At 41.2% G+C, this 26,579-nt stretch carries 18 protein-coding genes; 10 read left to right on the forward strand and 8 right to left on the reverse strand.

The window, feature by feature from the left end; translation table 11 throughout:
* Positions 1–24 precede the first annotated feature (24 nt).
* The 3 genes from carB to dapB form a co-directional block, all read right to left on the reverse strand.
* The gene (carB, locus tag ABZP26_RS09675; RefSeq protein WP_368484896.1) at positions 25–3,243 is read right to left on the reverse strand and encodes a carbamoyl-phosphate synthase large subunit; all 3,219 of its coding nucleotides are present in this window, start codon (positions 3,241–3,243) and stop codon (positions 25–27) included.
* A gap of 16 nt (positions 3,244–3,259) precedes the next feature.
* The gene (gene carA / locus ABZP26_RS09680; RefSeq protein ID WP_016900401.1) at positions 3,260–4,396 is read right to left on the reverse strand and encodes a glutamine-hydrolyzing carbamoyl-phosphate synthase small subunit; all 1,137 of its coding nucleotides are present in this window, start codon (positions 4,394–4,396) and stop codon (positions 3,260–3,262) included.
* Positions 4,397–4,758: 362 nt separating this feature from the next.
* Entirely contained in the window at positions 4,759–5,556 is a 798-nt protein-coding gene (gene dapB / locus ABZP26_RS09685; RefSeq protein ID WP_008463955.1) for a 4-hydroxy-tetrahydrodipicolinate reductase, read from the reverse strand.
* Between the two features lie 570 nt (positions 5,557–6,126).
* Between dapB and ABZP26_RS09690 the strand changes: the two genes are divergently transcribed.
* Complete coding sequence (locus ABZP26_RS09690; protein ID WP_013465160.1) at positions 6,127–7,440, forward strand: Na+/H+ antiporter NhaC family protein; 1,314 nt, start codon at positions 6,127–6,129, stop codon at positions 7,438–7,440.
* 118 nt (positions 7,441–7,558) lie between these two features.
* Positions 7,559–8,347, forward strand: coding sequence for a nucleoside-binding protein (locus ABZP26_RS09695; protein WP_368484897.1), 789 nt, complete (start codon positions 7,559–7,561; stop codon positions 8,345–8,347).
* A 65-nt stretch (positions 8,348–8,412) separates the two neighbouring features.
* Here ABZP26_RS09695 and ABZP26_RS09700 read toward each other — a convergent pair whose 3' ends face one another.
* Positions 8,413–9,210 carry a M48 family metallopeptidase gene (locus ABZP26_RS09700; RefSeq protein ID WP_013465162.1) on the reverse strand — a complete coding sequence of 266 codons (798 nt, stop codon included), beginning with the start codon at positions 9,208–9,210 and terminating at the stop codon, positions 8,413–8,415.
* A 170-nt stretch (positions 9,211–9,380) separates the two neighbouring features.
* Between ABZP26_RS09700 and ABZP26_RS09705 the strand changes: the two genes are divergently transcribed.
* On the forward strand, positions 9,381–10,580 hold the full coding sequence (locus ABZP26_RS09705) for a Bcr/CflA family efflux MFS transporter (protein ID WP_013465163.1): 1,200 nt from the start codon (positions 9,381–9,383) through the stop codon (positions 10,578–10,580).
* Positions 10,581–10,607: 27 nt separating this feature from the next.
* Here the strand turns inward: ABZP26_RS09705 and grpE are convergent, their stop codons facing one another.
* Together grpE and ABZP26_RS09715 are read right to left on the reverse strand one after the other, a co-directional pair.
* Entirely contained in the window at positions 10,608–11,219 is a 612-nt protein-coding gene (grpE, locus tag ABZP26_RS09710) for a nucleotide exchange factor GrpE (RefSeq protein ID WP_013465165.1), read from the reverse strand.
* A gap of 58 nt (positions 11,220–11,277) precedes the next feature.
* Positions 11,278–12,243, reverse strand: coding sequence for an HrcA family transcriptional regulator (locus ABZP26_RS09715; protein ID WP_016900402.1), 966 nt, complete (start codon positions 12,241–12,243; stop codon positions 11,278–11,280).
* 338 nt (positions 12,244–12,581) lie between these two features.
* Between ABZP26_RS09715 and nadK the strand changes: the two genes are divergently transcribed.
* From nadK to ABZP26_RS09735, 4 genes are all read left to right on the forward strand, one after another.
* A complete protein-coding gene (gene nadK, locus ABZP26_RS09720) occupies positions 12,582–13,466 on the forward strand; it encodes an NAD(+) kinase (protein ID WP_013465167.1) in 885 nt (294 codons plus the stop codon).
* A gap of 275 nt (positions 13,467–13,741) precedes the next feature.
* Positions 13,742–14,299, forward strand: coding sequence for a hypothetical protein (locus ABZP26_RS09725; RefSeq protein WP_013465168.1), 558 nt, complete (start codon positions 13,742–13,744; stop codon positions 14,297–14,299).
* Positions 14,300–14,374: 75 nt separating this feature from the next.
* Positions 14,375–16,048 (forward strand): DNA repair protein RecN, encoded by a 1,674-nt coding sequence (gene recN / locus ABZP26_RS09730; protein ID WP_013465169.1) that lies wholly within the window; start codon positions 14,375–14,377, stop codon positions 16,046–16,048.
* A 48-nt stretch (positions 16,049–16,096) separates the two neighbouring features.
* Complete coding sequence (locus ABZP26_RS09735; RefSeq protein WP_013465170.1) at positions 16,097–16,414, forward strand: hypothetical protein; 318 nt, start codon at positions 16,097–16,099, stop codon at positions 16,412–16,414.
* A gap of 222 nt (positions 16,415–16,636) precedes the next feature.
* On the opposite strand, the gene ABZP26_RS09740 is transcribed toward ABZP26_RS09735, so the two are convergent.
* Positions 16,637–18,052: an FAD-dependent oxidoreductase gene (locus ABZP26_RS09740; protein WP_013465171.1), complete on the reverse strand. Its 1,416-nt coding sequence runs from the start codon at positions 18,050–18,052 to the stop codon at positions 16,637–16,639.
* Positions 18,053–18,061: 9 nt separating this feature from the next.
* Complete coding sequence (gene gltB, locus ABZP26_RS09745) at positions 18,062–22,519, reverse strand: glutamate synthase large subunit (protein ID WP_058154827.1); 4,458 nt, start codon at positions 22,517–22,519, stop codon at positions 18,062–18,064.
* A 726-nt stretch (positions 22,520–23,245) separates the two neighbouring features.
* Here gltB and ABZP26_RS09750 point away from each other — a divergent pair.
* Genes ABZP26_RS09750 through ABZP26_RS09760 form a run of 3 tightly spaced genes read left to right on the forward strand, consistent with a single transcriptional unit; the run spans position 23,246 to position 26,565 of the window.
* Entirely contained in the window at positions 23,246–24,502 is a 1,257-nt protein-coding gene (locus ABZP26_RS09750) for an efflux RND transporter periplasmic adaptor subunit (RefSeq protein WP_058154829.1), read from the forward strand.
* A 35-nt stretch (positions 24,503–24,537) separates the two neighbouring features.
* A complete protein-coding gene (locus ABZP26_RS09755; RefSeq protein ID WP_013465175.1) occupies positions 24,538–25,248 on the forward strand; it encodes an ABC transporter ATP-binding protein in 711 nt (236 codons plus the stop codon).
* A 3-nt stretch (positions 25,249–25,251) separates the two neighbouring features.
* Positions 25,252–26,565 carry an ABC transporter permease gene (locus ABZP26_RS09760; protein ID WP_058154830.1) on the forward strand — a complete coding sequence of 438 codons (1,314 nt, stop codon included), beginning with the start codon at positions 25,252–25,254 and terminating at the stop codon, positions 26,563–26,565.
* The last annotated feature ends 14 nt before the right edge of the window (positions 26,566–26,579 follow it).

The raw sequence follows: 26,579 nt of genomic DNA on the forward strand, positions 1-26,579 counted from the left end.
TGGTTACGGCCTTGGCACATTTCCTTAGTTCAATCGCAGGTGTAGTTCTTGAACAGACGTCACTTTACTGCGGTCATCTGCTTGGTTAGCAGTACAGTTAGCAAATGCCGCATTCAATGTCGTAGTATAATTGGTTTTGTGCTGCAATGCACCACGACGTAACACCTTCGAATCTTCAATCGCTTGGCGACCTTCGGTGGTATTAACGATATAGCTATACTCGCCATTTTTGATTCTATCAAGAATGTGCGGACGACCTTCATATACTTTATTTACACGGCGAACCGTAATTCCAGCATCTTCAAGTGCAGCAGCTGTTCCACCTGTTGCATCTAGCTCAAAACCAAGGTCTGTCATGGTTTTAGCTAGTTCTACAATACGTGGCTTATCGCTATTACGTACAGATAGTAACGCGCGACCACCACGTGGTAAAGTGTTGCTTGCACCTAATTGTGCTTTTGCGAACGCTTCGGCGAAAGTATCACCAACACCCATTACTTCACCCGTAGAGCGCATTTCTGGGCCACGGATAGGATCCACACCTTGGAACTTAGCAAATGGCAATACCACTTCTTTTACGCTGTAGTACGGTGGAATCACTTCTTTAGTAATGCCTTGGCTTGCTAAAGATTGACCTGCCATACAACGTGCCGCAACTTTTGCAAGTGCTACACCCGTTGCTTTAGATACAAATGGAACTGTACGTGCTGCACGTGGGTTTACTTCGATTAAATACACTTTGCCATCTTTAACCGCAAACTGTGTATTCATCAAACCAACTACACCAAGCTCAAGGGCCATATCAGTTACTTGCTTACGCATTACATCTTGTACTTCTTGCGTTAGCGAGTGAGCTGGTAATGAACACGCTGAGTCACCAGAGTGAACGCCCGCTTGTTCAATATGCTCCATGATGCCGCCGATGATGACTTGCTCGCCATCACAGATAGCATCAACGTCAACTTCGATTGCGTTATCTAAGAAACGGTCAAGTAACACGGGTGCTTCGTTTGATGCAGATACGGCCTCGGTCATGTAACGACGTAAGTCTTGCTCATCGTATACAATTTCCATCGCACGACCACCTAATACGTACGAAGGACGTACTACCAGTGGGAAACCAATTTCAACTGATTTTAAAATAGCTTCTTCAGTTGAGGTTACGGTGGCATTTTCTGGCTGCAGTAAATCCAAACGCTCAACAAGTTGTTGGAAGCGTTCACGGTCTTCTGCACGGTCAATCGCATCTGGCGAAGTACCAATTACTGGCACGCCGTTCGCTTCAAGCTCACGCGCAAGTTTAAGTGGCGTTTGACCACCGTACTGTACGATAACGCCTTTTGGCTTTTCAACACGTACAATTTCAAGCACGTCTTCAAGGGTAACTGGTTCGAAGTATAAACGGTCTGACGTATCGTAATCGGTAGATACCGTTTCAGGGTTACAGTTAACCATAATAGTTTCGTAACCGTCTTCACGAAGCGCAAGCGCAGCATGAACACAACAGTAGTCAAATTCAATACCTTGGCCGATACGGTTAGGACCACCACCAATCACCATGATTTTATCACGGTCAGATGCGTTCGCTTCACACTCTTCATCGTAAGATGAGTACATGTAAGCTGTATCTGAGCTAAATTCGGCAGCGCACGTATCAACGCGTTTGTACACAGGCACAATATTGAGTTGATGACGCTTTTTACGGATTTCAGCTTCTGACACACCGGCAATTTCTGCAATACGCGGATCTGCAAACCCTTTGCGTTTAAGTTTACGCAAGAAGTCTGCATTTAAGCCGGCCATACCGACTTCTGAAATTTTAGCTTCGTCTTTTAAGATATCTTCAATTTGTACTAAGTACCAAGGGTCAATCTTAGTTAATTCAAATACATCTTCAACGCTCATACCATGGCGCATTGCATCGGCAATGTACCAAATACGCTCTGCACCTGGCTCACGTAATTCACGAATGATTTTTTCTTTTGCTTTAGGGTCATCAAGTGCCACAATTGGGTTAAAGCCTGTTGCGCCTACTTCTAAACCACGTAATGCTTTTTGTAATGACTCTTGTTGGTTACGACCAATCGCCATTACTTCGCCCACTGATTTCATTTGCGTCGTTAAACGGTCGTTTGCACCGGCAAATTTTTCAAAGTTAAAGCGAGGAATTTTTGTTACAACGTAATCGATTGAAGGTTCAAACGACGCTGGGGTTTTACCGCCAGTGATATCGTTTTGAAGCTCATCTAACGTGTAGCCTACCGCTAACTTAGCGGCGATTTTAGCAATAGGGAAACCGGTTGCTTTAGAGGCCAATGCAGATGAACGTGATACACGTGGGTTCATTTCAATGATAACCATACGGCCATCAACGGGGTTTACACCAAATTGTACGTTTGAACCGCCGGTTTCAACACCAATTTCACGCAATACGGCCATAGAGGCATTACGCATGATTTGGTATTCTTTGTCGGTTAATGTTTGTGCTGGAGCCACAGTGATTGAGTCACCTGTGTGCACACCCATTGGGTCAAAGTTTTCAATAGAACAGACGATAATACAGTTGTCTTTTTTGTCACGAACAACTTCCATTTCGTATTCTTTCCAACCAATTAACGACTCATCTATTAATAACTCGCTGGTTGGTGAAAGGTCTAAACCGCGCTCACAGATTTCTTCAAACTCTTCCATGTTGTAAGCCACACCGCCGCCGGTGCCGCCCATTGTGAAAGAAGGACGAATAATACACGGTAAGCCGATACGGGTCATGGTATCGCGCGCTTCATCCATTGAATGGGCAATTTCAGCACGTGGACATTCAAGGCCGATGTTACGCATAGCAACATCAAAGCGTTCACGGTTTTCTGCTTTATCGATTGCATCGGCTGTTGCGCCAATAAGCTCAACGCCATGCTTAGCCAATACACCATGCTTGTCTAAATCAAGCGCACAGTTTAATGCTGTTTGGCCACCCATTGTAGGCAGGACAGCATCTGGCTTTTCTTTTTCAATGATTTTTTCTACCACTTCCCAGTGAATTGGTTCGATGTATGTTGCATCGGCCATTTCTGGGTCAGTCATGATAGTTGCTGGGTTTGAGTTAACGAGTATAACTCGATAGCCTTCTTCTCTAAGTGCTTTACACGCTTGAGCACCAGAGTAGTCAAATTCACAAGCTTGACCAATTACAATTGGGCCTGCGCCTAAGATAAGAATGCTTTTTATGTCGGTACGTTTTGGCATTATTACTCCGGTTAAATTAGTGGTTACGCGCTTGCATCAAATCGATGAAGTGGTCAAATAATGGGGCTGCATCGTGCGGACCAGGACTCGCTTCAGGGTGACCTTGGAAGCTAAATGCTGGTTTATCCGTACGGTGAATACCTTGCAATGTGCCGTCAAATAACGATTTATGCGTTGCACGTAGGTTATCTGGTAATGTGGCTTCATCTGCAGCAAAACCATGGTTTTGTGCGGTGATCATTACGACATCGCGCTCAAGATCTTTAACTGGGTGGTTACCACCATGGTGGCCAAACTTCATTTTTACTGTTTTAGCACCTGAGGCAAGCGCTAATAGTTGATGCCCTAAACAAATACCAAAAATTGGCGTATCGGTTTCTAAAAAGGTTTTAATTGCATCAATGGCATAAGTACATGGCTCAGGATCGCCAGGGCCATTTGATAAGAAAATACCATCAGGGTTTAATGCTAGTACGTCAGCGGCAGAGGTTTGTGCGGGTACAACCGTTAGTTTACAACCACGATCTACAAGCATACGTAAAATATTACGTTTAACACCGAAGTCGTAGGCAACAACGTGAAACTTTTCATCGTCAGCGTGTAAGGTTTTAAACCCTTCGCCTAATGTCCAGCTTGATTCGCGCCACTCAAAATTTTCCTTGGTTGAGACAACTTTTGCTAAATCCATGCCTTTTAAGCCTGGGAAGGCTTGCGCAGCTTCAAGCGCTTTTTTCTCGTCTAGTTCGTCACCGGCAACGATACAGCCATTTTGTGCGCCTTTATCACGCAAAATACGGGTTAGTTTTCTGGTGTCGATGTCCGCAATACCTAAAATATTACGTTCTTTTAAGTAATCATCTAACGATTGCTCGTTACGAAAATTACTCGCTAGCAGTGGCAAATCACGGATCACTAGGCCTTTAGCCCAAATATGACTCGCTTCTTCGTCTTCGCTGTTGGTACCCGTATTACCGATATGTGGGTACGTCAAAGTTACGATTTGTTCCGCGTACGATGGATCAGTCAAAATTTCTTGATAACCAGTCATAGACGTATTGAATACTACTTCACCGACTGACATGCCGTCAGCGCCGATTGCAGTACCGCGAAACACTGTGCCGTCTTCTAGGACTAACAGAGCGGATTTAGTCAAGTTAAACCTCCTAACAGTAAAAAACGGGAGTAAGCAAATTGCTTAACACCCCGCCAATACTCAGATAATTGGTCAAAACCTGATTTCTGTGAGCTTAAATTGTTTTACGCAGTCTTAAATGATGCCGATGTAAACCACTAAACCTTCATTCATTTTTCTTGCCTAAAACTCTTTTCATTCCCACACAAACCCCGGTTTTGCTAACCATATGAGTATAATTGGAAACACGCATTTAGTAATTTTTGGCAAATTGGCTGCATTCTACATGAAGTTGGCTTTTAGGTCTAACGCTAATTAGTAAATTGTAATAAATAAGTGGTTATAGCAAAAAACCACTCCAAAGCGTTAAAAAAGGAACTTAACTACTTTAAATCTAGCACATCTTGCATATCATAAAGTCCTGCAGGTTTATTTTTCAACCACTGCGCAGCTCTTATAGCACCTAGCGCGAAGGTCATTCGCGAACTTGCTTTATGGGTTAATTCAAGTCTTTCGCCCATTGTAGCGAAGTAGGCCGTGTGTTCACCTACTATATCACCGCCCCTTAGCACCGAATAACCAATTTCATTTTGTGATTTGGCCTGCTCTATGTTGTTGCGATCATAAACGGCAACCTCATCATGATCCCACCCTTTTGCCTGAGCAATCGACTCGCCAATGGCAAGTGCAGTGCCCGATGGCGCATCAATTTTATGACGATGATGTGCTTCAAAAATTTCTATATCTAAATCATCGCCTAGTTTTGTCGCTGCCGTTTGCACTAAGTTAAGCAGTAAATTTACGCCCACGCTATAATTACGCGCAAATACAATCGGAATATGTTTAGCGGCATCCGTTAATAGCGCCATATCGTCATGAGTTAAGCCGGTGGTGCCAATTACCATAGGTGTTTTTTGCTCAACGGCTGTTTTTAAATGATTTCTCATGCCTTCAGGCAAAGTAAAGTCTATAAGCACATCTACATTTTCAACCTGCTGTTCACTGCTAAACTTAATCTCTTTTGCCGCTGCGCTATTAAGCTGATTAACGGGCAGGTCTAATAACGGTGACTGACTGCGCACATAGGCCGCCGCTAATTGTGAATTTTTATTGATTGTTGCTGCTTCTACAAGTGCCAGTCCCATACGGCCATTCGCACCAAACACACCTACTCGATTCATCTTTTTACAACCTATGTATTTTTTAGTTAGCTAGATTTTATCTAAAACTCATGTAATAGTCAGGAAAGCTTATAAAAAAGCTTCGATTATTTTAGGGTCTGTTGACCTTTGCGGATTAAAATTTGTTTAAACTAGGAGCGGTTTAATCGTGGCGCGAGGTTTGTAACCTAGTGGGCTAAGTAAAAACCGAGCAACAAAGAGTAAATCGCTCCTAGGCAGAACCCTTCGGGCAGCGCCTGTTTGGCATTGATGCTGCGTTATCGCCTATTTATGGGGAATACCACACCACATAGGCTCTGCCTTGCCTAAATACCAAACAGACTGCTGCAAATTTAACCTTGAAAGATCAACAGACCCTCATAATAATAACAGATAGTCTTTGCATTTAGCCATCTATACATTTAAACTTCTTTTTTTGCGCCGATTTGGTCTTTGGCTTGCGGGCGCTGTTGGATTACTTATCTGGTTAGATAGTAAAACAAACAACTAAATTCAGCTAAAAGAGGGATGCTTTGGCTGTTTAATATATCAATCGACTTCGATTGCTATGAATAATTAACGAGGATTATGATGCAGCCATCATTTGATAAAAATAAAGCAAGATTTTCTTTGCTTCCCCTACTCACCTTTGTTGCTATTTTTTTAGGCTCAGGCTTATATTTACAATCTCAAGGGGTTGATTACGCGTTTTATCAACTCCCAGCACCAGTCGCTATTTTACCCGCGATTGTTTTAGCCTTTATTTTAAATAAAACCAGCATCAACCAAAGCGTAGAAACCTTTATAAAGGGCGTAGGTAATAACAATATTATTACCATGTGTCTTATTTACTTACTAGCGGGTGCTTTTTCGGCGGTTGCTGGTGCAACCGGCGGTGTAGATGCGGTTGTTAATGCCGGACTTTCACTTATTCCCCCTTCGTTACTACTACCTGGTTTGTTTTTAATAGCGGCGGTTATTTCTACTGCTATGGGCACATCAATGGGAACTATTGGTGCTATTGGCCCAATTGCCTATGCAGTATCTATTAAAACAGGAATTGATCCTGCTTTAATGGCCGGTACCATTGTATCTGGTGCTATGTTTGGTGATAACTTATCAATAATTTCTGACACCACGATTGCTGCTACGCGTACGCAAGGCTGTGAAATGAAAGATAAGTTTAAAGAAAACCTTAAAATTGCTGTTCCGGCCGCCATACTCACTATTGCATTGCTATTATTTTTAACGCCTGCAGCACAAGTAGTTGATACCAAAGACTACGATATTTTATTAGTACTTCCTTATGCCTTTATTTTAGTCCTGGCGGTAATGGGCTTTAATGTGTTTGTAGTGCTGTTAAGCGGTATTGTGTTTGCCGCATTAATGGGCTTTACCGGCAGCTATGAAGGTGCAAGCTTTGTAAAAGATATTTACAAAGGCTTTAGTGAAATGCAGGAAATATTTTTACTGTCTATGTTTATTGGTGGCCTCTCTGAGTTTATTCGTATTAATGGCGGCCTCGACTATATCGCTCAAAAAATTCAAGCTATTACTAAAGTTATTGCCAAATGGCACCGTAAAGTAGCCGATCAGTTAGGGATCGCGGCATTAGTTGTAACCAGTAATATGTGTATTGCCAATAATACCGTGTCTATTATTGTGACAGGCCCTATTGCTAAAAAACTGGCTGATGATGGCGAAATTAGTGGTAAACGCTCTGCCAGTTTATTAGATATTTTTGCCTGTGTAACCCAAGGGTCTTTGCCTTATGGCGCGCAAGCATTATTACTCGGTGCTACATTTAAAATTAGCCCGTGGGATGTTTCAACCTCATCTTACTACTGCTTTATTTTAGCCTTTACTGCTATTGCTGTTATTTGTTTGCGCCGCAATAAAGCATAATCTCCTTTTTTACAGTGTATTAGCTGTGTGCTAATACACTGTTTATCACAATAAATAATTAACAAATTAACCGTGTTTGCTATAATGTGATATTCAGCGTGTCACATAAAATATGGTTATGAAAATTAAAAACTTACTTCCTCTCGTTGCACTAAGTGCGTGTGCCTTAAGTTCAACAGCTACCGCTGCTAATTGGAGCAATACGGCGCTTCATTTTAATAACGGCAACCACAAAAACCCATTTACTGAACAAAAATCTAATACCACGGTGTACTCAATTGAGCATGCTTCTGGGCATGATTATGGCGATAACTTTTTCTTTATTGATTACAGTACCGACAGCAACGATGATGGCTTTCAAGATCAAGACTTTTACTTTGAAGGTTACTCTACCCTTAGTTTATCTGCGGTAATGGACGAAAAAGTAGCGTCAGGGGCGCTTGTTGATGTTGGCCTAACCATGGGTATTAATGCTGCAGGCGATGCCAAAGTAGTTAAATATTTACCAGGCGTAAAATTAAGCTGGGATGTGCCTGGTTTTAATTTCTTTTCAACCCTTATCAGTGCATACATTGATGATAGCGAAGGCGTTGCAAAAGGCGGTGCACCCATTGAAACTAACAGCTGGATGTTTGATGTAGCCTTTGATTACCCGTTCATGATTGGCTCGCAAAAGTTTAACGTAAAAGGCCATGCAGAGTACATTGCTGAACGAAAAGATGAGTTTGGTAACGATGTGCGTGCTTGGTTTTTAGCCCAACCTATTATTGTATGGGATATGGGGCATGCGCTAGAAATGAAAGAAAATACCTTACTGTTAGGTATGGAATGGCAATACTGGCACAATAAATTTGGTACTGATGTTAGCGAATCCGTGCCGCAAGTTCATTTAGAGTGGACTTTCTAATATATAATTGAATGTTTTAATTATAAAAAATAAAACCTGTCATTAGACAGGTTTTTTATGGCTGATCACAACTTACACTGCGGATTTTTACCTTGTGCTTTAGCTGTTTTTTGCTCGCTAAGCGCTTTACTCATTTGCGATTGTAAATTTGCAATACGGCTCGTTGGTGCTGGGTGAGTTGATAAAAACTCTGGCGTAGCCCCACTGCCCGCTTGGCTCATATTTTGCCAAAGCGTTACAGACTCTTTGGGATTAAACCCTGCTTGCGCCATAAGATCTAAACCAATTGTATCTGCCTCTGACTCATGTGAGCGACTAAAGGGTAAAACCACACCATATTGAGCGCCTAAACCAAGGCCTTGCATAATTTCATTACGGTATTGCACGTTACCCATTTCAAGCGCCGCATTGCCCAGCTGCATACCCGTTTGTAAAATAGAACTTTGTGAGACCCGTTCATTTGAATGCTCAGCAATCACGTGTCCAACTTCATGGCCTAAAACAGTGGCAACCTGATCTTGATTTGTGGCTATTTTTAAGAGCCCCGTATGTACACCAATATAACCGCCAGGCAATGCAAAGGCGTTTGCAGATTCATCTTCAAATACCACCACTTCCCAATTTTGAGATGCATATTCTGTAGGAAGCACGGCCACTACTTTTTCAGCAATGCAATTGACGTAACTGTTTACTTTTGGATCTTTATTTATCGGCTGCGTTTTTTTCATCTCTGCAAAACTGGCAGTGCCCATTTGAGTCATTTGTTGATCTGAGTAAAGCGCAATTTGCGTGCGCCCAGTTGGTGATGTTTTACAACCTGCTAATACTGCACTGGCTAGAACTACCAAAACCAATTTTTTCATTGTGTTACCCTAAAAAAGTTTGTTACTAAGTATAGAATAGCAAACGCGGTGTTAGTTTAAAATCTTTGCTTTTTGCAATTAAACAATTAAGTTAGCAGGCAAACTAAGTTTATCCAAGGCTATTGCCCTGCTATAATGCTGGGCCTATATTCGTTGTTTTGAGTTTTTAAATGAGTGCTTCGGCTTCTTCTTTTAATACCCGTATTTTATTGCCTTTATTAGCCAGTATTGTCGCGATCACGCCTTTAGCCATTGATATGTATTTACCGGCGATGCTGGTGATTGCCAATGATCTCAATACCAGCATGCCAAATGTTCAAATATCGTTGAGTATATACTTAGCGGGTTATGCATTGGGCATGTTATTTTTTGGCCCCATAGCCGATCAAATTGGCAGGCGTAAACTGGCACGGATAGGTCTCAGTTTATTTGGCTTAAGTTCACTGGCGTTAGCATTTACCACTGAAGTGCATACTTTTTGGCTGTTAAGAGCTGTACAGGCATTTACAGGCGCGGCCGCTACGGTTGTCGTCCCTGGGATCATTAGGCATATATATCAAAAAAATACTGCTAAAGGTATGTCTTACGTGTCTATGATTATGATGATAGCACCGTTACTTGCCCCCTCTATCGGCTCGGTCATTTTAGGCTTTTCGGTATGGTCGACTATTTTTATTGTTTTAGCGACCTATAGCTTTGTTATTTTACTTTTTGTGCAACGTTACTTAATCGATATTCCAATATTTAAAAATGAGCGAAAAGGATTAGCATTATTCTTCTCAAGTTATAAAGTGGTATTAAGTAATACGCACGCCCGCGCCGATATTTTAAGCTCGATGTTTGTGTCGTTTGGCTTTTTTTGCTTTTTAACGTCCGTCCCTTATATTTACCTCGACCTATTTAAAGTATCAGAACAATTGTTTGGCCTGTTATTCGCTTTTAATGTAATGGCGTTGATGTTTGGTAATTTTTTAAATACTCGCGTAGTGCCACGTATTGGCTCACGCAAAATGCTTTATTATGGCTTAATGTGTGGCTTTATCTCTGGCGCAGCATTACTTAGCTTTAGCGTATTAAACTTGTCACTTTACTTTATTGTTGCGGCTATTGCTCCGTTGATGATGAGCCTAGGTATAATAGCAAGTAACGCAGATTCATTGATTTTGATGAAATTTGAGCAAAATACAGGGACTGCAACGGCGGTTATTGGCACCTTACGTTTTGGTAGTGGCGCATTAGTAGGCCCTATATTAGCGGTAATGCATGCACAAAGTGCAGTTCCATTTTCAAGTTTAATGTTCAGCGCAGTTGTACTCACTATCCTAGTGCAGTTAGTTCATTATTTTAAAGACAAAAAAAATGCCTCATAATGAGGCATTTTTTAATTGTATACTTAATTAAGCATCAGCTGCTTTAGATACCATAACCATTGCAGGACGTAATAAACGACCGTTTAATGTGTAACCTTTTTGCATTACTGCTAACACAGTATTAGGCGTCACATCATTACTTGGCTGAATCGACATTGCTTGATGAAAATCTGGGTTAAACTGCTCACCTTGTGGGTTTACAATTTCAACGCCAAATTTAGCCACTGCATCGTTAAAGCTTTTTACTGTCATATCAATACCTTCTAACAAAGGCTTAAGCGTTTCATTTTCTTTATCAGAGAACTCAATAGCACGCTCTAAGTTATCTATAACAGGAAGTAATTCGTTAGCAAATTTTTCAAGTGCAAATTTGTGCGCTTTCTCAACATCTTGTGCAGCACGACGACGCATATTGTCAACGTCAGCAGCAGCGCGAACGACGCTATCTTTCTGATCTGCAATAGTTTGTTTTGCCGCTTCTAACTCAGCATATAACATTGCAATTTCTGCTTCAGGGCTTTGCTCTTGCTCGGCGTGTTGTTCTGCTGCTTCTACTGCAGCCTCAACGTCGGCTTCCATTTGCGCCACTTCTTCGTTCAATTCTACTTCTTGCTCTGGGTTTTGTGTCTGCTCAGACATAAAATATACGCTCCAATTCTTTACAACTGCGGTAATTATGGGGATTGAATAAAAAGATTCAAGAGCCCGATGGCTCTAATAATTTAAATTCTTGGATTATTTTCTCTAATTGCGCTGATTTCGGACAAATAACACAAAAACGACTTTGATATTCCTGATTTTGAAAGTACGGCACAGTGATCACAATGAGATCATCACAAGTACTAAAAGGTAAATTTTCAGCACTGAGTATAGAGACCCCGTTTTTAAATGCGAGCTTATCTTCCACAAAATTTAAAAATGAAACACCAATATTAAGACTTTGCTCACAATCTATTTTTTTATAAAGGTAGTTTTCGCCCACCACAATACTGTTATCTGAGCCTAATTTTTGGCTTAACTCACGCGTCCATTGAGTTAAAGAGTCATGACAATTACGCGGTGCCGTATTTGCCATGGCCTGCATTCTGTATAGCCCTTCAATGAGCGTTTGCTGGCTAAATACAGTGTTAAGCCAAGTAGCAAACTCGTAGCGTTGGCCGTCACTGGGATCATCAGGCTTGTTAATGCAAATATTATGGCTTTGCCCTGCTCTGTCTAAAAGTAAGATAAGCCAATTATTAGCGTCAAAGTCGAGTACTTCTACTCTAAATACCTGCTGAGTTCTAACTTGTGGTAGCCCCACACAACAGCATACTTGATAACGTTGACTCAAGCCATGTGCCAATTCGACTAGCTCAGCCTGCTCAGGCTGCCAATAATTAGCAATAGCACCCAAAGTAAAAAACTCATCAAACCAATAGTCAAAGCCATCATTGGTGGGGACTCGTCCTGCAGATGTATGTGGTGAATACAATAAGCCTATTTTTTCAAGGCGTGCCATCGCGTTGCGAACAGTGGCAGAACACACCGCCATACCTTTTTGTTTTGCAATTTTTGTTGAAGGCACAGGTAAGCCATCACCATTACAGTACAGGCTCATAACAGCGGCAAAAATTTGCTGGTCTCGAGGATTTAATTTCATGTTATCTACATCTTTACGCATGACTGTTATATCGGGGCTAGGTATTATTATTTCAAGTATAAGAAATTTAATAAATCTAAATTTTACAGTGAATTAATTAAATCAATTAGTCACTATTAAGCTCTGTTATTTTTGCGGATTAAAATTTGTTCAAACTAGGGGCGATTTAATCGCGATACGAGCTTTGTAACCTAGTGGCCGAAGTGAAAACAGAAAACAAAAAGTTAATCGCCTCTAGTCAAAACCCTTCAGTCAGTGTCTGTTTCGCATTGAAAGGACAACAGACCCTAAGATCTGTGTTTTCAAACACTTCTGTTTTAGGTTACTCTACCAATACCGAAACTTTCAGTGTATTTATTATGGACTCTCCCTTTAACACTATTGGCTTGATTGGTAAGCCAAATCATCCTAATGCAGCCGCTACGTTACAACGATTACATACGTTTTTATTAGCTTTAGGCTTTGAGGTGATTGTTGAAAAACGCACGGGAGGTCAACTTAGTGATGTACCTGAGGAGAAGCTCGTAAAACTCGTTGATTTGGGAGCGCGCGCCGATTTAGCCATTGTGGTTGGTGGTGATGGCAATATGCTTGGCGCTGCAAGAGTACTCGCCCGTTTTGATATTGCGGTAATCGGTGTAAACAGAGGCAATTTAGGCTTTTTAACCGATTTAAATCCAGAAGGATTTGAAGGCAGTTTAGAACAAGTACTCAGTGGCGATTACATTGAAGAAAAACGTTTTTTATTAGAAGTAGAAGTGTACCGTCATAACGAACTTAAAAGCGCTAATTCGGCAGTAAACGAAGCGGTGCTTCATGCTGATAAAGTAGCACACATGATTGAGTTTGAAGCATTTATTAACGATGATTTTGTATTCTCACAACGCTCTGATGGATTAATTGTATCGACTCCAACAGGTTCAACAGCCTACTCTTTATCGGGCGGCGGCCCTATTTTAACCCCAGAACTCAACGCCATGTCATTGGTTCCTATGTTCCCGCATACTTTATCAAGCCGCCCTTTAGTGGTAGATGCCGATAACGAAGTACGTTTAAAGCTTAGTTTAGAAAATACCGATAGCTTACAGGTAAGTTGCGACAGCCATGTTGTACTTGCCGTATTACCCGGTGATGAGGTCGTTATTCGCAAAGCAGATAGAAAATTACGGTTAATTCACCCAAAAAATTACTCTTATTATAATGTGCTTCGTAAGAAGTTAAACTGGGGTAGCCGTTTATACTAAAAACGGTTGAGCTTTTAGGACTGAGAGTTGTTTAATTGAGAGGCGATGTAATCGCAGCAAGAGATAGTTAATCGAGTGGACAAAGTAAAAAGCGATTAAAACTACTGCGCATGCTCATATCCCTTGCCTCTAAACAGGTAGGCAAGGCTGAGTCTCTTTGAGTGTGCATGTTTCACCCCAAAAGATAAACAATCTCTCAGTTATTGCCAAACATGCAACTTTAGAGCAAAATATCGGGCTAGATTATTAATCATCACCATCAGGAAATTGTAGCAATGACTTATGTAGTATTTCTTGCTTTATTATTGTTAATTACTTTACTTGGCAGTTACTTACTCATTGAAAGTAATCGTAAAAAGACTATTGAAGCAAAGAAAAAGCTGTTTAACGAGCGCGTTGCAAGTACTCAATCACGTTTAAAAATAAAACTTAACGAGTTACTTGATGCAAAAGTCATTAGTGCTAAACACCTTCCTCGAATTCAAGCCGTTGTCAGTAATTTTTTTGTGGTACAGCCACACACTGATGAAAATTTAAATAAGCTAGAATCGCTATGCGATTTACTTATTAATATACTTAACGAAGAACTAATAAAAACCTATAAAAATAATAACAGCCAAGCTTTTTCCGATACCACTCAATATTTCATAGCAGAGTTACCAGCTCAAGGTATTTTATATAATAAAAACTTTTATCAAGAAGTCCTTCCTACGCTAATTTTAAAGTTAAAAACTGAAGACATAGCGCAACCAGTTGATAGTATTGACCTTAACGATGAAAACCTCCCTATTGATGAAGAAAAAAAAACATTAATTGAGTCCAGCCTTGCTTAAAATATAGAAATTTAATTTGCAAAAAACCAAAACACTGTATAAATTAACAGTTAATTCACTGGATGGATGAACAGTATGTTAATTGGTTTAGAAATTAAAAATTTTGCAATCGTAAGTAATTTAAGCACAGAATGGCATTCGGGTATGACCGCTATCACCGGTGAAACGGGAGCAGGTAAATCAATCGCCATTGATGCATTATCATTGTGTCTTGGAGAGCGAGCAGAAGCGTCTGCTGTGCGCCCAGGTACTGATAAAGCAGAGGTAAGTGCACAATTTGATTTAAGCAATTTACCACTCGCTCATGCTTTTTTAGAAGAGAACATGCTTAATAACGACGACAACGAATGTTTACTTCGTCGAGTTGTTTGTAAAAATGGTCGCAGTAAAAGCTACATTAATGGCAGCCCAGTTACCGCTGCACAACTAAAAGAGCTAGGCCAATATTTAATTTCTATTCATGGTCAACATGCGCACCAGCACCTATTAAAGGCAGAGCATCAGCTACAATTACTCGATGCATATGCAGGCCATCATAATCTTGTTAATGCTGTAAGCCAGCGTTATAAACAATTTGCTGACTTACAAAAAGAATTTAAACAGCTAGAACAACAGCAGCAGCAACAAGCCGCACAAAAGCAACTATTGGAGTATCAAGTCGCAGAGCTTGATGAATTTGCATTGCAGGCAGATGAATTTGAGCAAATAGAAGCCGAACATTATAAACTCAGCAATAGCCAAACTATATTGCAAGTCTGCCAGCGCGAGTTGCAGCATTTATATGAAAATGATGAACAAAATGCGTGTTCCATTATACAGCACAGCGCCCAACAATTTACTGAACTTGCACAGTATGATGAAAGCTTAGCCAGTGTGGCAACATTATTATCAGAAGCCGCTGTTCAAGTTGAAGAAGCAAGCCGAGAAGTTCGTAATTACACTGAACAAGCCGACTTGGATCCTCAGCGATTAACTGAAGTAGAAAATAGACTCAGTGGTGCAATGGACTTAGCCAGAAAACACCATATAAAACCCCAAGAGCTCGTTGGATTTCATCAAACTATTGCACAAGAGCTTGAGTCGATAAGTAATAACAGCTCACGTCTTGAGCAACTTGAAGGTGAAATTGAACATGCCCTTGAGGATTATCAAAACGCCAGTGAACAATTAAGTGCAAGTCGCCACCAGTATGCGAATACATTAAATGGATTGATCAGCGAAAGCATGGCTAATCTATCTATGGAAAATGGCGTATTTGAAATAGCATTGACTGCACAAAACGATCGCGCTCCAAATAGCTTAGGCTTTGATAATGTTTCGTTTTTAGTATCAACAAACCCAGGGCAACCATTGCAACCTTTAGCAAAAGTAGCCTCGGGTGGTGAGCTATCACGCATTAGTTTGGCTATTCAGGTTATTATTGCGCAAAAAGTCACGACCCCTACGCTTATATTTGATGAAGTGGATGTTGGTATTTCTGGCCCAACAGCTGCTGCTGTTGGTAAACTACTGCGCCAACTAGGTAAGTCTACGCAAGTAATTTGTGTAACCCATTTACCGCAAGTGGCCAGTAGCGCTCATCAGCAGTTTTTTGTTGCCAAAGAAATTGCAGACGGTGAAACATTTACGCATATGCTGGCATTGAATAAAGATGGTCGAGTAAATGAGATTGCTCGATTACTGGGTGGTGATAACATTAGCAAAACAGCTAAAGCAAATGCAAAAGAGCTTATAAAAGCGCACGGATAAAGTGAATCGCTTTATAGTGCGTTACCTTGATACGGTGAGGATACATTAATGCAAACGACGGTCATTTATTTTGGCTTAGCAATTAACTGGCTGCTACTGATTGTCAGTATACTTTTGGCTGTTTTTAGTAAGTTTAAACATACACAATTTAAGCAGAGCTTATATCGCTTTTTAAATGTGGCATTAATTGTACATATTGTTATTGCTGTTATGTTAGTTTTTAGCAGCACAGCTATTAGTGGCTTAATAACACTAAGTTGGTTAGTTATTGGCCTACAGCTTGTTTGTAACGTTATTTGCTATAAAAGTGTGAAACGCCGACAAGCCAGAGTGAAACCGAGCCTAGATCACTTCTCGATGGATTAACTAACAGCGCGTTTAAAAAAGCCCACAATCTATGTATTGCGGGCTTTTTTATTTGTAAAATCTTATAATTGTAAATAGCTAGGTCAAAACCTACGTCCCTTTTTGTAGACCTTAAACACCGACTATGGAACCATAAATATTTACCTTTGTTTGTAAAACTGAGGAAATAAAAAAAGCAAACCCGAAGGTTTGCTTTTGACTCCATTCTAACAAAAGCATTATTTACACTTTTAAATAATCCATAATGCCTTCTGCAGCGTTACGCCCCTCAAATATAGCGGTGACCACTAAGTCTGAACCACGAACAATATCGCCACCAGCAAATATTTTAGGATTAGTGGTTTGATGTGTAAATTCACCTTGCTCGGGTGCATTAATACCACCCCAGTGGTTAATTTCTACGTCGTACTGCTCTAGCCAATCCATTTTATGTGGCTTAAAACCAAATGCCATAATCACTTGTGTGGCTTCAATAATATGCTCTGAACCCGGTACTTCCTCAGCGCGACGGCGGCCGTTTTCATCTGCCTCGCCAAGCTGAGTTTTTACCATTTTAACACCGGCTACAGCACCTTTGTCATCAAGCACAATCCCTTTAGGCTGAACGTTATAAGTAAAAATGACGCCCTCTTCTTTGGCATTTTTTACTTCGCGTTTTGAACCAGGCATGTTCTCTTCATCACGACGATAAGCACACGTTACTTTTAACGCGTTATGACGAATAGAGGTACGCACACAGTCCATTGCTGTATCACCACCACCTAGTACCACTACTTTTTGGTTTGCCATATCAATACAAGCTTGTTTAGACTCATCGTAACCCATAACACGGTTAGTGTTACCAATTAAAAATGGCAGGGCATCATGCACCCCCGGCGCATCTTCGTTCTCAAGCCCCGCTCGCATACTCTGATAAGTCCCCACGCCCAAAAATACAGCGTCATACTCATTAAGTATTTCATCCATGCTAATGTCTTTACCTACTTCGACATTAAGCTTGAATTCAACACCCATTTCGGTAAATATTTCGCGACGTTTTTGCATGACTTCTTTTTCTAATTTAAAAGAAGGAATACCAAAGGTTAACAGCCCACCAATTTCAGGGTGACGGTCAAATACCACAGGCTTTACGCCATTACGCACTAAGATATCTGCACAGCCCAGGCCCGCAGGCCCTGCGCCAATAATGGCAACTTTTTTATCAGTCCATGTTACATAGGACATGTCTGGTTTCCAGCCCATTTTAAACGCGGTGTCGGTGATGTATTTTTCAATATTACCGATTGTTACTGCACCAAACTCTTCATCTAATGTACATGAGCCTTCGCATAAGCGGTCTTGCGGGCATACTCGTCCACACACTTCTGGCAAACTGTTAGTACGGTGCGATAGCTCAGCGGCCTCTAAAATGCGCCCTGTACGGATCAGTTTTAACCATTGTGGAATATAGTTATGTACTGGACATTTCCACTCACAATAAGGGTTACCACAATCAAGGCAACGATCCGCTTGTGAATTAACCTGATTTTCTGAAAAGGGTTCATAAATTTCTACGAACGATTTTTTACGCGACGAGATTGGTTTTTTGCGTGGGTCTACACGCTGCACGTCTATAAATTGATATACATTTTCGCTCATACTGCCCCCTTATTGCGCCTGAACACGTAGTTCGGCGCTACTGCGAGCGCGGTGCCCGAGTAAACTTTTTACGTCACTTGATTTAGGTTTTACTAATTTGAACATCGGTAAATAAAGTTCAAAGTTAGCTAAAATAGTTTCTGCTCTGCATGAGCCTGTTAGCTCTAAATGATCAGCAATTAAGCCGCGTAAATGCTCTTGATGTGAACTTAAGTCATCTAAAGTAACCACTTCAACCAACTCTGGGTTAATGCGTTTCTCAAAATCACCTCGTTCATCTAAAATGTAAGCGAAACCACCGGTCATACCTGCACCAAAGTTCACTCCTACATTACCAAGTACACACACAACGCCACCGGTCATGTATTCACAACCGTTATCACCTACGCCCTCAACAACAGCTTGCACGCCTGAGTTACGTACAGCAAAACGCTCGCCTGCACATCCTGCTGCAAACAATTTACCGCCGGTTGCACCATATAAACAGGTATTGCCAATAATTGTTGCTTTATGACTTTCAAATGACGAACCCAATGGTGGGCGAATAACTAGCTTACCGCCAGCCATGCCTTTACCAACGTAATCGTTAGCATCGCCAACCAAAGTCATTTCAAGGCCACCGGCATTCCATACACCGAATGACTGACCAGCTGTACCATGTAATTCAATAACTACCGGATCTGCGGCCATGCCTTGATTACCGTATTTATCAGCAATATACCCAGAAAGCATGGCACCTACTGATCTGTCGGTATTACAAATACGACTTACTAATGAAATGCCGCTTGAGTTATCTATTGCCTCTTGTGCCTTGCCTAGTAAGCTCTCATTTAACTCACCTAAATAATGCGAGCTATTTGGTGCACTGCAAAACAGAGTTTCACCTGTTGGGTTATTTGGCTGAGCGATAACCGCTGATAAATCTATTTTTTGCTGCTTCGCTGTTTTGCCTTCAATGGCTTCGAGTAAGTCTAAGCGACCAATTAAATCGGTTAGGTTTGCAACCCCTAAACTTGCCATAATTTCACGCGCTTCTTGAGCAATGAACTTAAAGTAATTCATCGCCATTTCTGGCAGACCATGATAATGCTTTTGACGTAATGTTTCGTCTTGTGTTGCCACACCTGTCGCACAGTTATTTAAGTGACAGATTCGTAAGTATTTACAGCCTAATGCAACCATAGGCCCTGTGCCAAAGCCAAAACTTTCGGCGCCTAAAATGGCCGCTTTGATGATATCAAGGCCGGTTTTTAAACCACCATCTGTTTGCAGGCGAATACGATGGCGAAGGCCATTTTCTACCAATGCTTGCTGTGTTTCAGCAAGTCCCAACTCCCATGGGCTGCCAGCGTATTTAACCGAGGTTAATGGACTTGCACCTGTGCCACCATCATAGCCTGAAATGGTAATTAAGTCGGCATACGCTTTTGCTACACCGGTTGCAATTGTGCCAACACCCGGTTCAGATACCAGTTTTACTGAAATCAATGCATTCGGGTTTACTTGTTTTAAGTCAAAAATAAGCTGGGCTAAATCTTCGATAGAATAAATATCGTGATGCGGCGGAGGTGAAATAAGTGTCACACCCGGTACCGAGTAACGAAGCTTGGCAATATAGGGAGTGACTTTTTCACCCGGTAATTGTCCGCCTTCCCCAGGTTTAGCGCCTTGTGCCACTTTTATTTGAATAACATCAGCGCTACGTAAGTAATGTGGGGTGACACCAAATCGACCCGAAGCTACTTGTTTAATACGTGAATTTTTTTCTGTACCGTAACGCAGCTTATCTTCGCCACCTTCACCAGAATTTGAGCAGCCACCTAAACGATTCATGGCAATTGCGAGTGCTTCATGCGCTTCTGGCGATAATGCACCAATACTCATGGCGGCTGAGTCAAACCGTTTATAAAGCTCAGTGGCAGGCTCTACCTCATCAATACTTATACCCTTTTCTGGCAGTTTTAAAGCCAACATATCACGCAGAGTCGCGACTGGACGTTGATTTACTAGCTTTGCGTATTCGCTGTAATCACTGTACTCGCCGCTACGTACTGCTTTTTGTAACGTTTGAATCACATCAGGGTTGTAAGCATGGTACTCGCCGCCGTGTACGTACTTAAATAAACCACCATGGCTTAATAATTTACGTTTACTAAGCGCCAGTTTATGCAAGCTTTGCTGATCGTCATCAAAGTCGCTAAAACACGCCCCTTTAATACGACTCGCCACGCCTTTAAAACACATCTCAACAATAGCGTCCGATAGACCAACTGCTTCAAACAGCATTGAACAACGATATGAAGCCACGGTACTAATGCCCATTTTAGACATGATTTTGTACAAGCCTTTATTAATTGCTTGACGATAAGCCAGTGTAACTTCACAGTATGACTTATTAATTACCTTGGTATCGCTCATAGCCACAAGTGACTCGTACGCTAAATACGGGTAAATTGCGGTTGCACCAAATCCAAGTAGTACCGCAAATTGATGCGCATCGCGAACGCTGCCAGTTTCAATAATAATATTTGACTCACAGCGTAAGTTATTATCTACCAAGCGTTTTTGTACCGCACCCACCGCCATAGCAGCAGGAATAGGTAATTGATTGTCATCAAAGTTACGATCCGTTAATACCAGCATAATACAGCCAGATGCGGCTTTTGCTTGTGCTTCATCACAGATGCGCTTAACCGCATTCTCAAGGCCTTCTTCTACGGTGTAAGTAATATCAATCTTACAATAGCTGTAATGCGCTTCATCGGCGTTAAGTAGCTGCTGCATATCAGCATACATTAAAATAGGCGTATCAAATTGCAGGCGTTTAGCGTGCCCTGTTGTTTCATTAAATACGTTTTGCTCACTGCCAATACACGTTGCAAGCGACATTACATGGTTTTCACGTAACGGATCAATTGGCGGATTAGTAACCTGAGCAAACTTTTGACGGAAATAATCATAAAGTGAACGGTGCCCTTCGCTCAGTACGGCAAACGGCGTATCGTCACCCATTGAGCCAGTGGCTTCTTGCCCATTTTCACCCATGACACGAATGACGCTGTCTAGCTCTTCGTTAGTATAGCCAAACATCTTTTGGTATTTGACAAGGGTTTCATCATCAAATGAGCGATTGCCCGCATCTTGCTCGGTAAGTGCTTCAAAAGGCGTTAATCGTTTAACGTTTTCTTCTAACCACGACTTATAAGGGTGGCGTGATTTTAAATCTTGGTCAATTTCATCTGAATGCCAAATTTTACCCAATTTAGTATCAATAACGAGGAGTTCGCCCGGGCCTACACGTCCTTTTTCTACCACCTCGTCAGCGGTGTAATCCCATATACCCACTTCAGAGGCTAAAGTAATAAAGCCATCTTGAGTAATAATATAACGCGCAGGGCGCAGGCCATTACGGTCTAGGTTACAGGCTGCAAAACGCCCATCCGACATAACGATGCCTGCAGGGCCATCCCACGGTTCCATATGCATCGAATTAAAATCATAGAATGCACGTAAGTCGTCATCCATAGCACGGTTTTTTTGCCATGCTGGCGGCACTAACATACGCATAGCACGGAATAAATCCATACCACCGGCTAAAAATAGCTCCAGCATATTATCGAGGCTAGATGAGTCAGACCCTGTTTCATTAACAAACGGCGCTGCGCTTTGTAAATCAGGAATAAGCGGCGAAGCAAATTTATAAGAGCGTGCACGGGCCCACTGGCGGTTACCTTCAATAGTATTAATTTCACCATTGTGCGCTAAATAACGAAATGGTTGCGCTAAAGGCCAGCGAGGCTGTGTGTTTGTAGAGAAGCGTTGATGAAAAACACAAATAGCACTGGTCATGCGAATATCAGCAAGATCGAGATAAAAATTTGGCAAGTCAGCAGGCATCATTAAGCCTTTATAGATGGTGACTAGCCCAGATAAGCTCGCAATATAAAATGATTCATCATCCATCAAGCGCTTTTCTGCACGACGACGTGCAACATATAAACGTCGCTCTAAATCTTTAGAACGCCACCCTTCAGGCGCACTAATAAAAATTTGTTCAAACCCAGGCAATTGCTTTAGGGCTATAGGTCCTAACATTGATGGATCGGTAGGGACAACACGCCAACCTAAAATATTAAGCGTTTCTTTTTCTAGTTCTTCGCTTAAAACATCTTTAGCTGCTTGTGCTAATACCGGATCAGCATTGAGGAAAATCATCCCAACGGCGTAATTTTTACCTAAATGCCAATTATTTTCAGCAGCAATAGCACGAAAGAAGCTGTCTGGTTTTTGAAGTAACAAGCCACAACCATCACCCGTTTTACCATCAGCAGATATACCGCCGCGGTGCTGCATGCGATCTAAACCGGTGATCGCCGTACGGATGAGTCGGTGACTCGCTTGGTTATTAACTTGGGCTATTAAGCCAAAGCCACAATTATCTTTTTCTAGTTTTGAGTCATATAACATGGACCCCTCCCCTTGCTGCACTGTTAACGTGGATGAACGGCTCGACGATTTGCTAACAGACGATCAAAATTAGCGTTATTCCTAACCTGAGTCAATATCTTTCTGAATACATATTCATTATATTGAATATATTTCAACTTCATTAAAAATCATAAAACAATGCTAAATATTAACATTTGAGTAGATATTGGATCGAAAACTTTAATGACACCGGTGTTATTTTTAAGAACTTGTAAATAAAACCTCCTCGCAATAGGCAGTTTACGTAAACGTAAAGGAGCCTTAAAATGAATAACTATTCACCAGATATCATTCCATCATTTTTGTTTTATTCGTAATACATCTAAACATGACATTTAATTACATCGACTTCTATTAGCACATAGTTTATTCAATGAATTTGCACGTTAGTCTTATGCTATGCATTAATTAACAACTTTCTTTGCTTTAGGTTGAGGTAATCTCACCCCACAGCCAAATCAAAAAAGTGCCCGCAGCGGACACTTTTTATGTCCGCGGACACATAAAAAGAAAGTTTAAAAATAAAAAGTAATTAAATTCAACAAGATAAAAAATGGCACGCTATTCGAATATCGCATAACTATATAAATTTTGAGGGCATTCGAATGTTTACTATTGGCTTATTTTTAATTTCACCAATTATTCTGTTTATTGCCTCGCTAATGATTACTGTGTTTGAAAAACACTAAGCAAAGAGAACAAATAATGATTAAAGACACTAGCGGGCAAGACACGCAAATCTCACGACCTATAAATTTTAAAAAAAACATATGGCTGTTTATATTTACTGTGGGCTTAGTTGCTCTATGTGTATATGCATTATTAAATACTGATCAAGAAGGTACTATCTCGGTTGATAGAGTAAGCCTACAAATAGCCACAGTGGTGCGCCAATCACTAATACGTGATGTTGCAGCCAGCGGTAAAATTGTAGCCGCCAGAGCACCAAAAGTTTACAGCCCTGAACGAGGCTTTGTTTCATTGAAGGTAAATGCTGGTGACTCAGTAAAACTGAATGATGTAATAGCCATGGTTGAGAGCCCCGAGCTCACAAACGAATTAAAGCAGCAACAGTCTGTTTTAGCTCGTCTTGAGGGCGAGCTACAACGTAAACACCTTGAGGCACGCCGCCAATCATTAAGCTTAAATAAAGCGCTTGATCTAGCACAAGTAGAATTAAACGCTGCCGATAGAGAAAATCGCAGAGCGACTTTGTCAATGCAAAAAAATGTGATCAGTCAAATTGATCATGAAAAAGCCATTGATGAGCTTGCCCGTGCAAAACTTTCTTATAAACATGCAGAGCAAGAAGTTGAATTGTCCAAAGATACACTTGCTTTTGAACTACAGGCCGCTAAACGAGATGTCACTCGTCAACAACTGATTGTCGATGATCTACTTCGCAAAGTTAATAACTTAACAATTAAAGCCACTGTGTCAGGGATTGTAGGTAACTTACTAGTTCAACAAAGAGAAGTGGTAACACAAAGCCAACCATTAATGACTTTAGTTGATTTGAGTAATTTTGAAGCAGAACTACAAGTCCCTGAAAGTTATGCAAATGACCTTGGTTTAGGTATGGACGTAGAGATAACAATGGGCGCTAGCAAAGTGATGGGTACCCTTTCTGCCATTTCACCAGAAGTCAATAATAGAGAAGTCACAACACGTGTACGTTTTAACAAAGACATGACGGGCATCAGACAAAACCAACGATTAACCGCACGTATTTTATTAGAAAATCGTGACGATGTTTTACAGGTTAAGCGTGGGGCATTTTTACAACAAGGCGGCACACAGGTTTATAAAATTACCGGTGATACAGCTCAGCTCATTGATATTTCAATTGGTGCAACCAGCATTAATGCGGTTGAGTTAATTTCAGGGGTTCAAGCTGGCGATGAATTGATTATCTCAAGCTATAACAGTTTCAAACACACACACACGTTATTACTTCGCTAACAATCGCGTAGAATCAAATAATAAAAGGAAAAAGCATGTTAAAGATGAATAATATAAGTAAAGTATATCAAACTGAAATGGTGCAAACCCATGCATTACGTGACTTTAATCTGCACGTTGATGAAGGCGAATTTATTGCTGTAACAGGCCCTAGCGGGTCAGGAAAAACGACCTTTTTAAATATCGCTGGAATGTTAGAGCCCTTCTCCGCAGGTGAATACTTACTTGATGGAATTGATGTCGGTAAGTTAAACGATAACCAACGTGCAGATTGTCGAAATCAAAAAATAGGCTTTATCTTCCAAGGGTTTAATTTAATACCTGACTTAAACTTATATGAAAATATTGAAGTACCGCTACGTTATAGGGGTATTAAAGCCGCAGAGCGTAAACGTCGCATTGAAAAATGCTTAGAACAAGTTGGCCTTGCCTCTAGGGCAAAACATTTGCCGCAGCAACTCTCTGGCGGACAGCAACAACGAGTGGCCATAGCACGCGCGCTTGCTGGCGAGCCACGGTTTTTACTTGCCGATGAGCCAACCGGTAATCTCGACAGCCTTATGGCTCGTCAAGTAATGGAGCTGCTTGAACAAATAAATCGTGATGGCGCAACCATTGTCATGGTCACCCATGATGCAGAGCTTGCTCGGCGTGCCCCTCGGAACATTCAAGTTGTCGACGGTCAACTTGCCGATTTCACCTTGTACCAAGGTGCACAAAACCTTAAAAATGTTGCTGGAGCCTAAGCCATGCTATTACATTACCTCGATTTAAGTTGGCGCAGCTTCAAGCGCACGCCTTTAGTGAGCTTTTTAATGGTACTGGCGATTGCCATTGGTATTGGCATCACTATGACCAGTTTAAGCGTTTATCACATGATGTCGGCGGATCCCATTGCGCATAAAAGTAGCCAGCTCTATGCTGTGCAGCTGCAAATAATGGATGATGGCCACACTTGGTGGACGTCTGATAACCTCCCGCAACAACTAACTTATCAAGATGCTGCTAACCTATATAAATCAGAAATAGGTGGCAAGCGTTTAAAAATGGTGCGCAGTGGATTCTCTGTTTACATAGATTCTGACACAGTAAAACCATTTAGCCAAAGTGCAAGACTAACAACCCCAGAATTTTTTAATATGTTTGATCTTGAGTTTCTCTATGGTGAAAAATGGTCTCAGCAGCAAGAAGAAAACGCGGCTCCCGTTGTTGTGATCAGTGAAGAGTTAAATAATAAGCTTTTTGCTGGCGAAAATTCAGTGGGTAAAATTATTTATCTTGATGATGCGAGTTATGAAGTGGTTGGGGTTACTAGAAACTGGCCATTAACCATCAAATACTACGATTTAAATAATGGTTCATTTAATGACCCTGAACAACTTTTTATGCCATTTAGTCTTCTTGAAGCAAAACAGCTTGGTAATTGGGGGAATACCAATGGTTGGAAACATGAGGATGTTAGAAGCTTTAGTGCCAAGTTACAGTCAGAAATGGTGTGGATTCAATTCTGGGTTGAATTAACTAACGAACAACAAAAAAATGATTATGAAAATTATTTATTAGCCTACATGCAAGAGCAACAAAAGCTTGGTCGTTTTAATCGCAAAGAGTTAGCTTACAGTATTCGAGATGTTAACCAGTGGATGGCCTATAACAACGTAGTCAGTGAAGATAACAAAATTTTAGTCGCACTTAGTTTTATGTTTTTGGCTGTATGTTTGGCGAATATTCTCGGCTTATTACTTGCAAAATTTTTACGTCGAGCCCCAGAAGTCGGTGTACGCCGTGCACTTGGAGCCAGTAAGCGACAGATTTTTATGCAACATATTATCGAAGTCGCCATGCTAGGACTATTAGGTGGGCTACTTGGTATTGTCCTTGCCCAGTTTGGCTTATTGGGTGTTCGCCAAAGCTATAGCTACTACGAAAGCTTAGCGACCATGGATTTAACCATGTTATTGAGCGCCCCACTCATTGCAATTAGCACCTGCATAATAGCTGGGCTTTACCCTGCTTGGCTGGTATGTAAAACCAATCCTGCAATTTACCTAAAAAGCCAATAAGGACGAACACTATG

It is taken from the genome of Pseudoalteromonas sp. SD03 (assembly GCF_040937955.1).
GTDB lineage: Bacteria > Pseudomonadota > Gammaproteobacteria > Enterobacterales > Alteromonadaceae > Pseudoalteromonas > Pseudoalteromonas tetraodonis.

Coding starts and splice junctions, on each gene's coding strand:
- ABZP26_RS09700 (WP_013465162.1), bottom strand. CDS start 9,210: ATGAAAAAATTGGTTTTGGTAGTTCTAGCCAGTGCAGTATTAGCAGGT.
- ABZP26_RS09740 (WP_013465171.1), bottom strand. CDS start 18,052: ATGAGCGAAAATGTATATCAATTTATAGACGTGCAGCGTGTAGACCCA.
- grpE (WP_013465165.1), bottom strand. CDS start 11,219: ATGTCTGAGCAGACACAAAACCCAGAGCAAGAAGTAGAATTGAACGAA.
- carB (WP_368484896.1), bottom strand. CDS start 3,243: ATGCCAAAACGTACCGACATAAAAAGCATTCTTATCTTAGGCGCAGGC.
- ABZP26_RS09695 (WP_368484897.1), top strand. CDS start 7,559: ATGAAAATTAAAAACTTACTTCCTCTCGTTGCACTAAGTGCGTGTGCC.
- dapB (WP_008463955.1), bottom strand. CDS start 5,556: ATGAATCGAGTAGGTGTGTTTGGTGCGAATGGCCGTATGGGACTGGCA.
- ABZP26_RS09755 (WP_013465175.1), top strand. CDS start 24,538: ATGTTAAAGATGAATAATATAAGTAAAGTATATCAAACTGAAATGGTG.
- ABZP26_RS09715 (WP_016900402.1), bottom strand. CDS start 12,243: ATGCGTAAAGATGTAGATAACATGAAATTAAATCCTCGAGACCAGCAA.
- ABZP26_RS09725 (WP_013465168.1), top strand. CDS start 13,742: ATGACTTATGTAGTATTTCTTGCTTTATTATTGTTAATTACTTTACTT.
- ABZP26_RS09735 (WP_013465170.1), top strand. CDS start 16,097: ATGCAAACGACGGTCATTTATTTTGGCTTAGCAATTAACTGGCTGCTA.
- ABZP26_RS09760 (WP_058154830.1), top strand. CDS start 25,252: ATGCTATTACATTACCTCGATTTAAGTTGGCGCAGCTTCAAGCGCACG.
- ABZP26_RS09690 (WP_013465160.1), top strand. CDS start 6,127: ATGCAGCCATCATTTGATAAAAATAAAGCAAGATTTTCTTTGCTTCCC.
- ABZP26_RS09705 (WP_013465163.1), top strand. CDS start 9,381: ATGAGTGCTTCGGCTTCTTCTTTTAATACCCGTATTTTATTGCCTTTA.
- nadK (WP_013465167.1), top strand. CDS start 12,582: ATGGACTCTCCCTTTAACACTATTGGCTTGATTGGTAAGCCAAATCAT.
- ABZP26_RS09750 (WP_058154829.1), top strand. CDS start 23,246: ATGATTAAAGACACTAGCGGGCAAGACACGCAAATCTCACGACCTATA.
- recN (WP_013465169.1), top strand. CDS start 14,375: ATGTTAATTGGTTTAGAAATTAAAAATTTTGCAATCGTAAGTAATTTA.
- gltB (WP_058154827.1), bottom strand. CDS start 22,519: ATGTTATATGACTCAAAACTAGAAAAAGATAATTGTGGCTTTGGCTTA.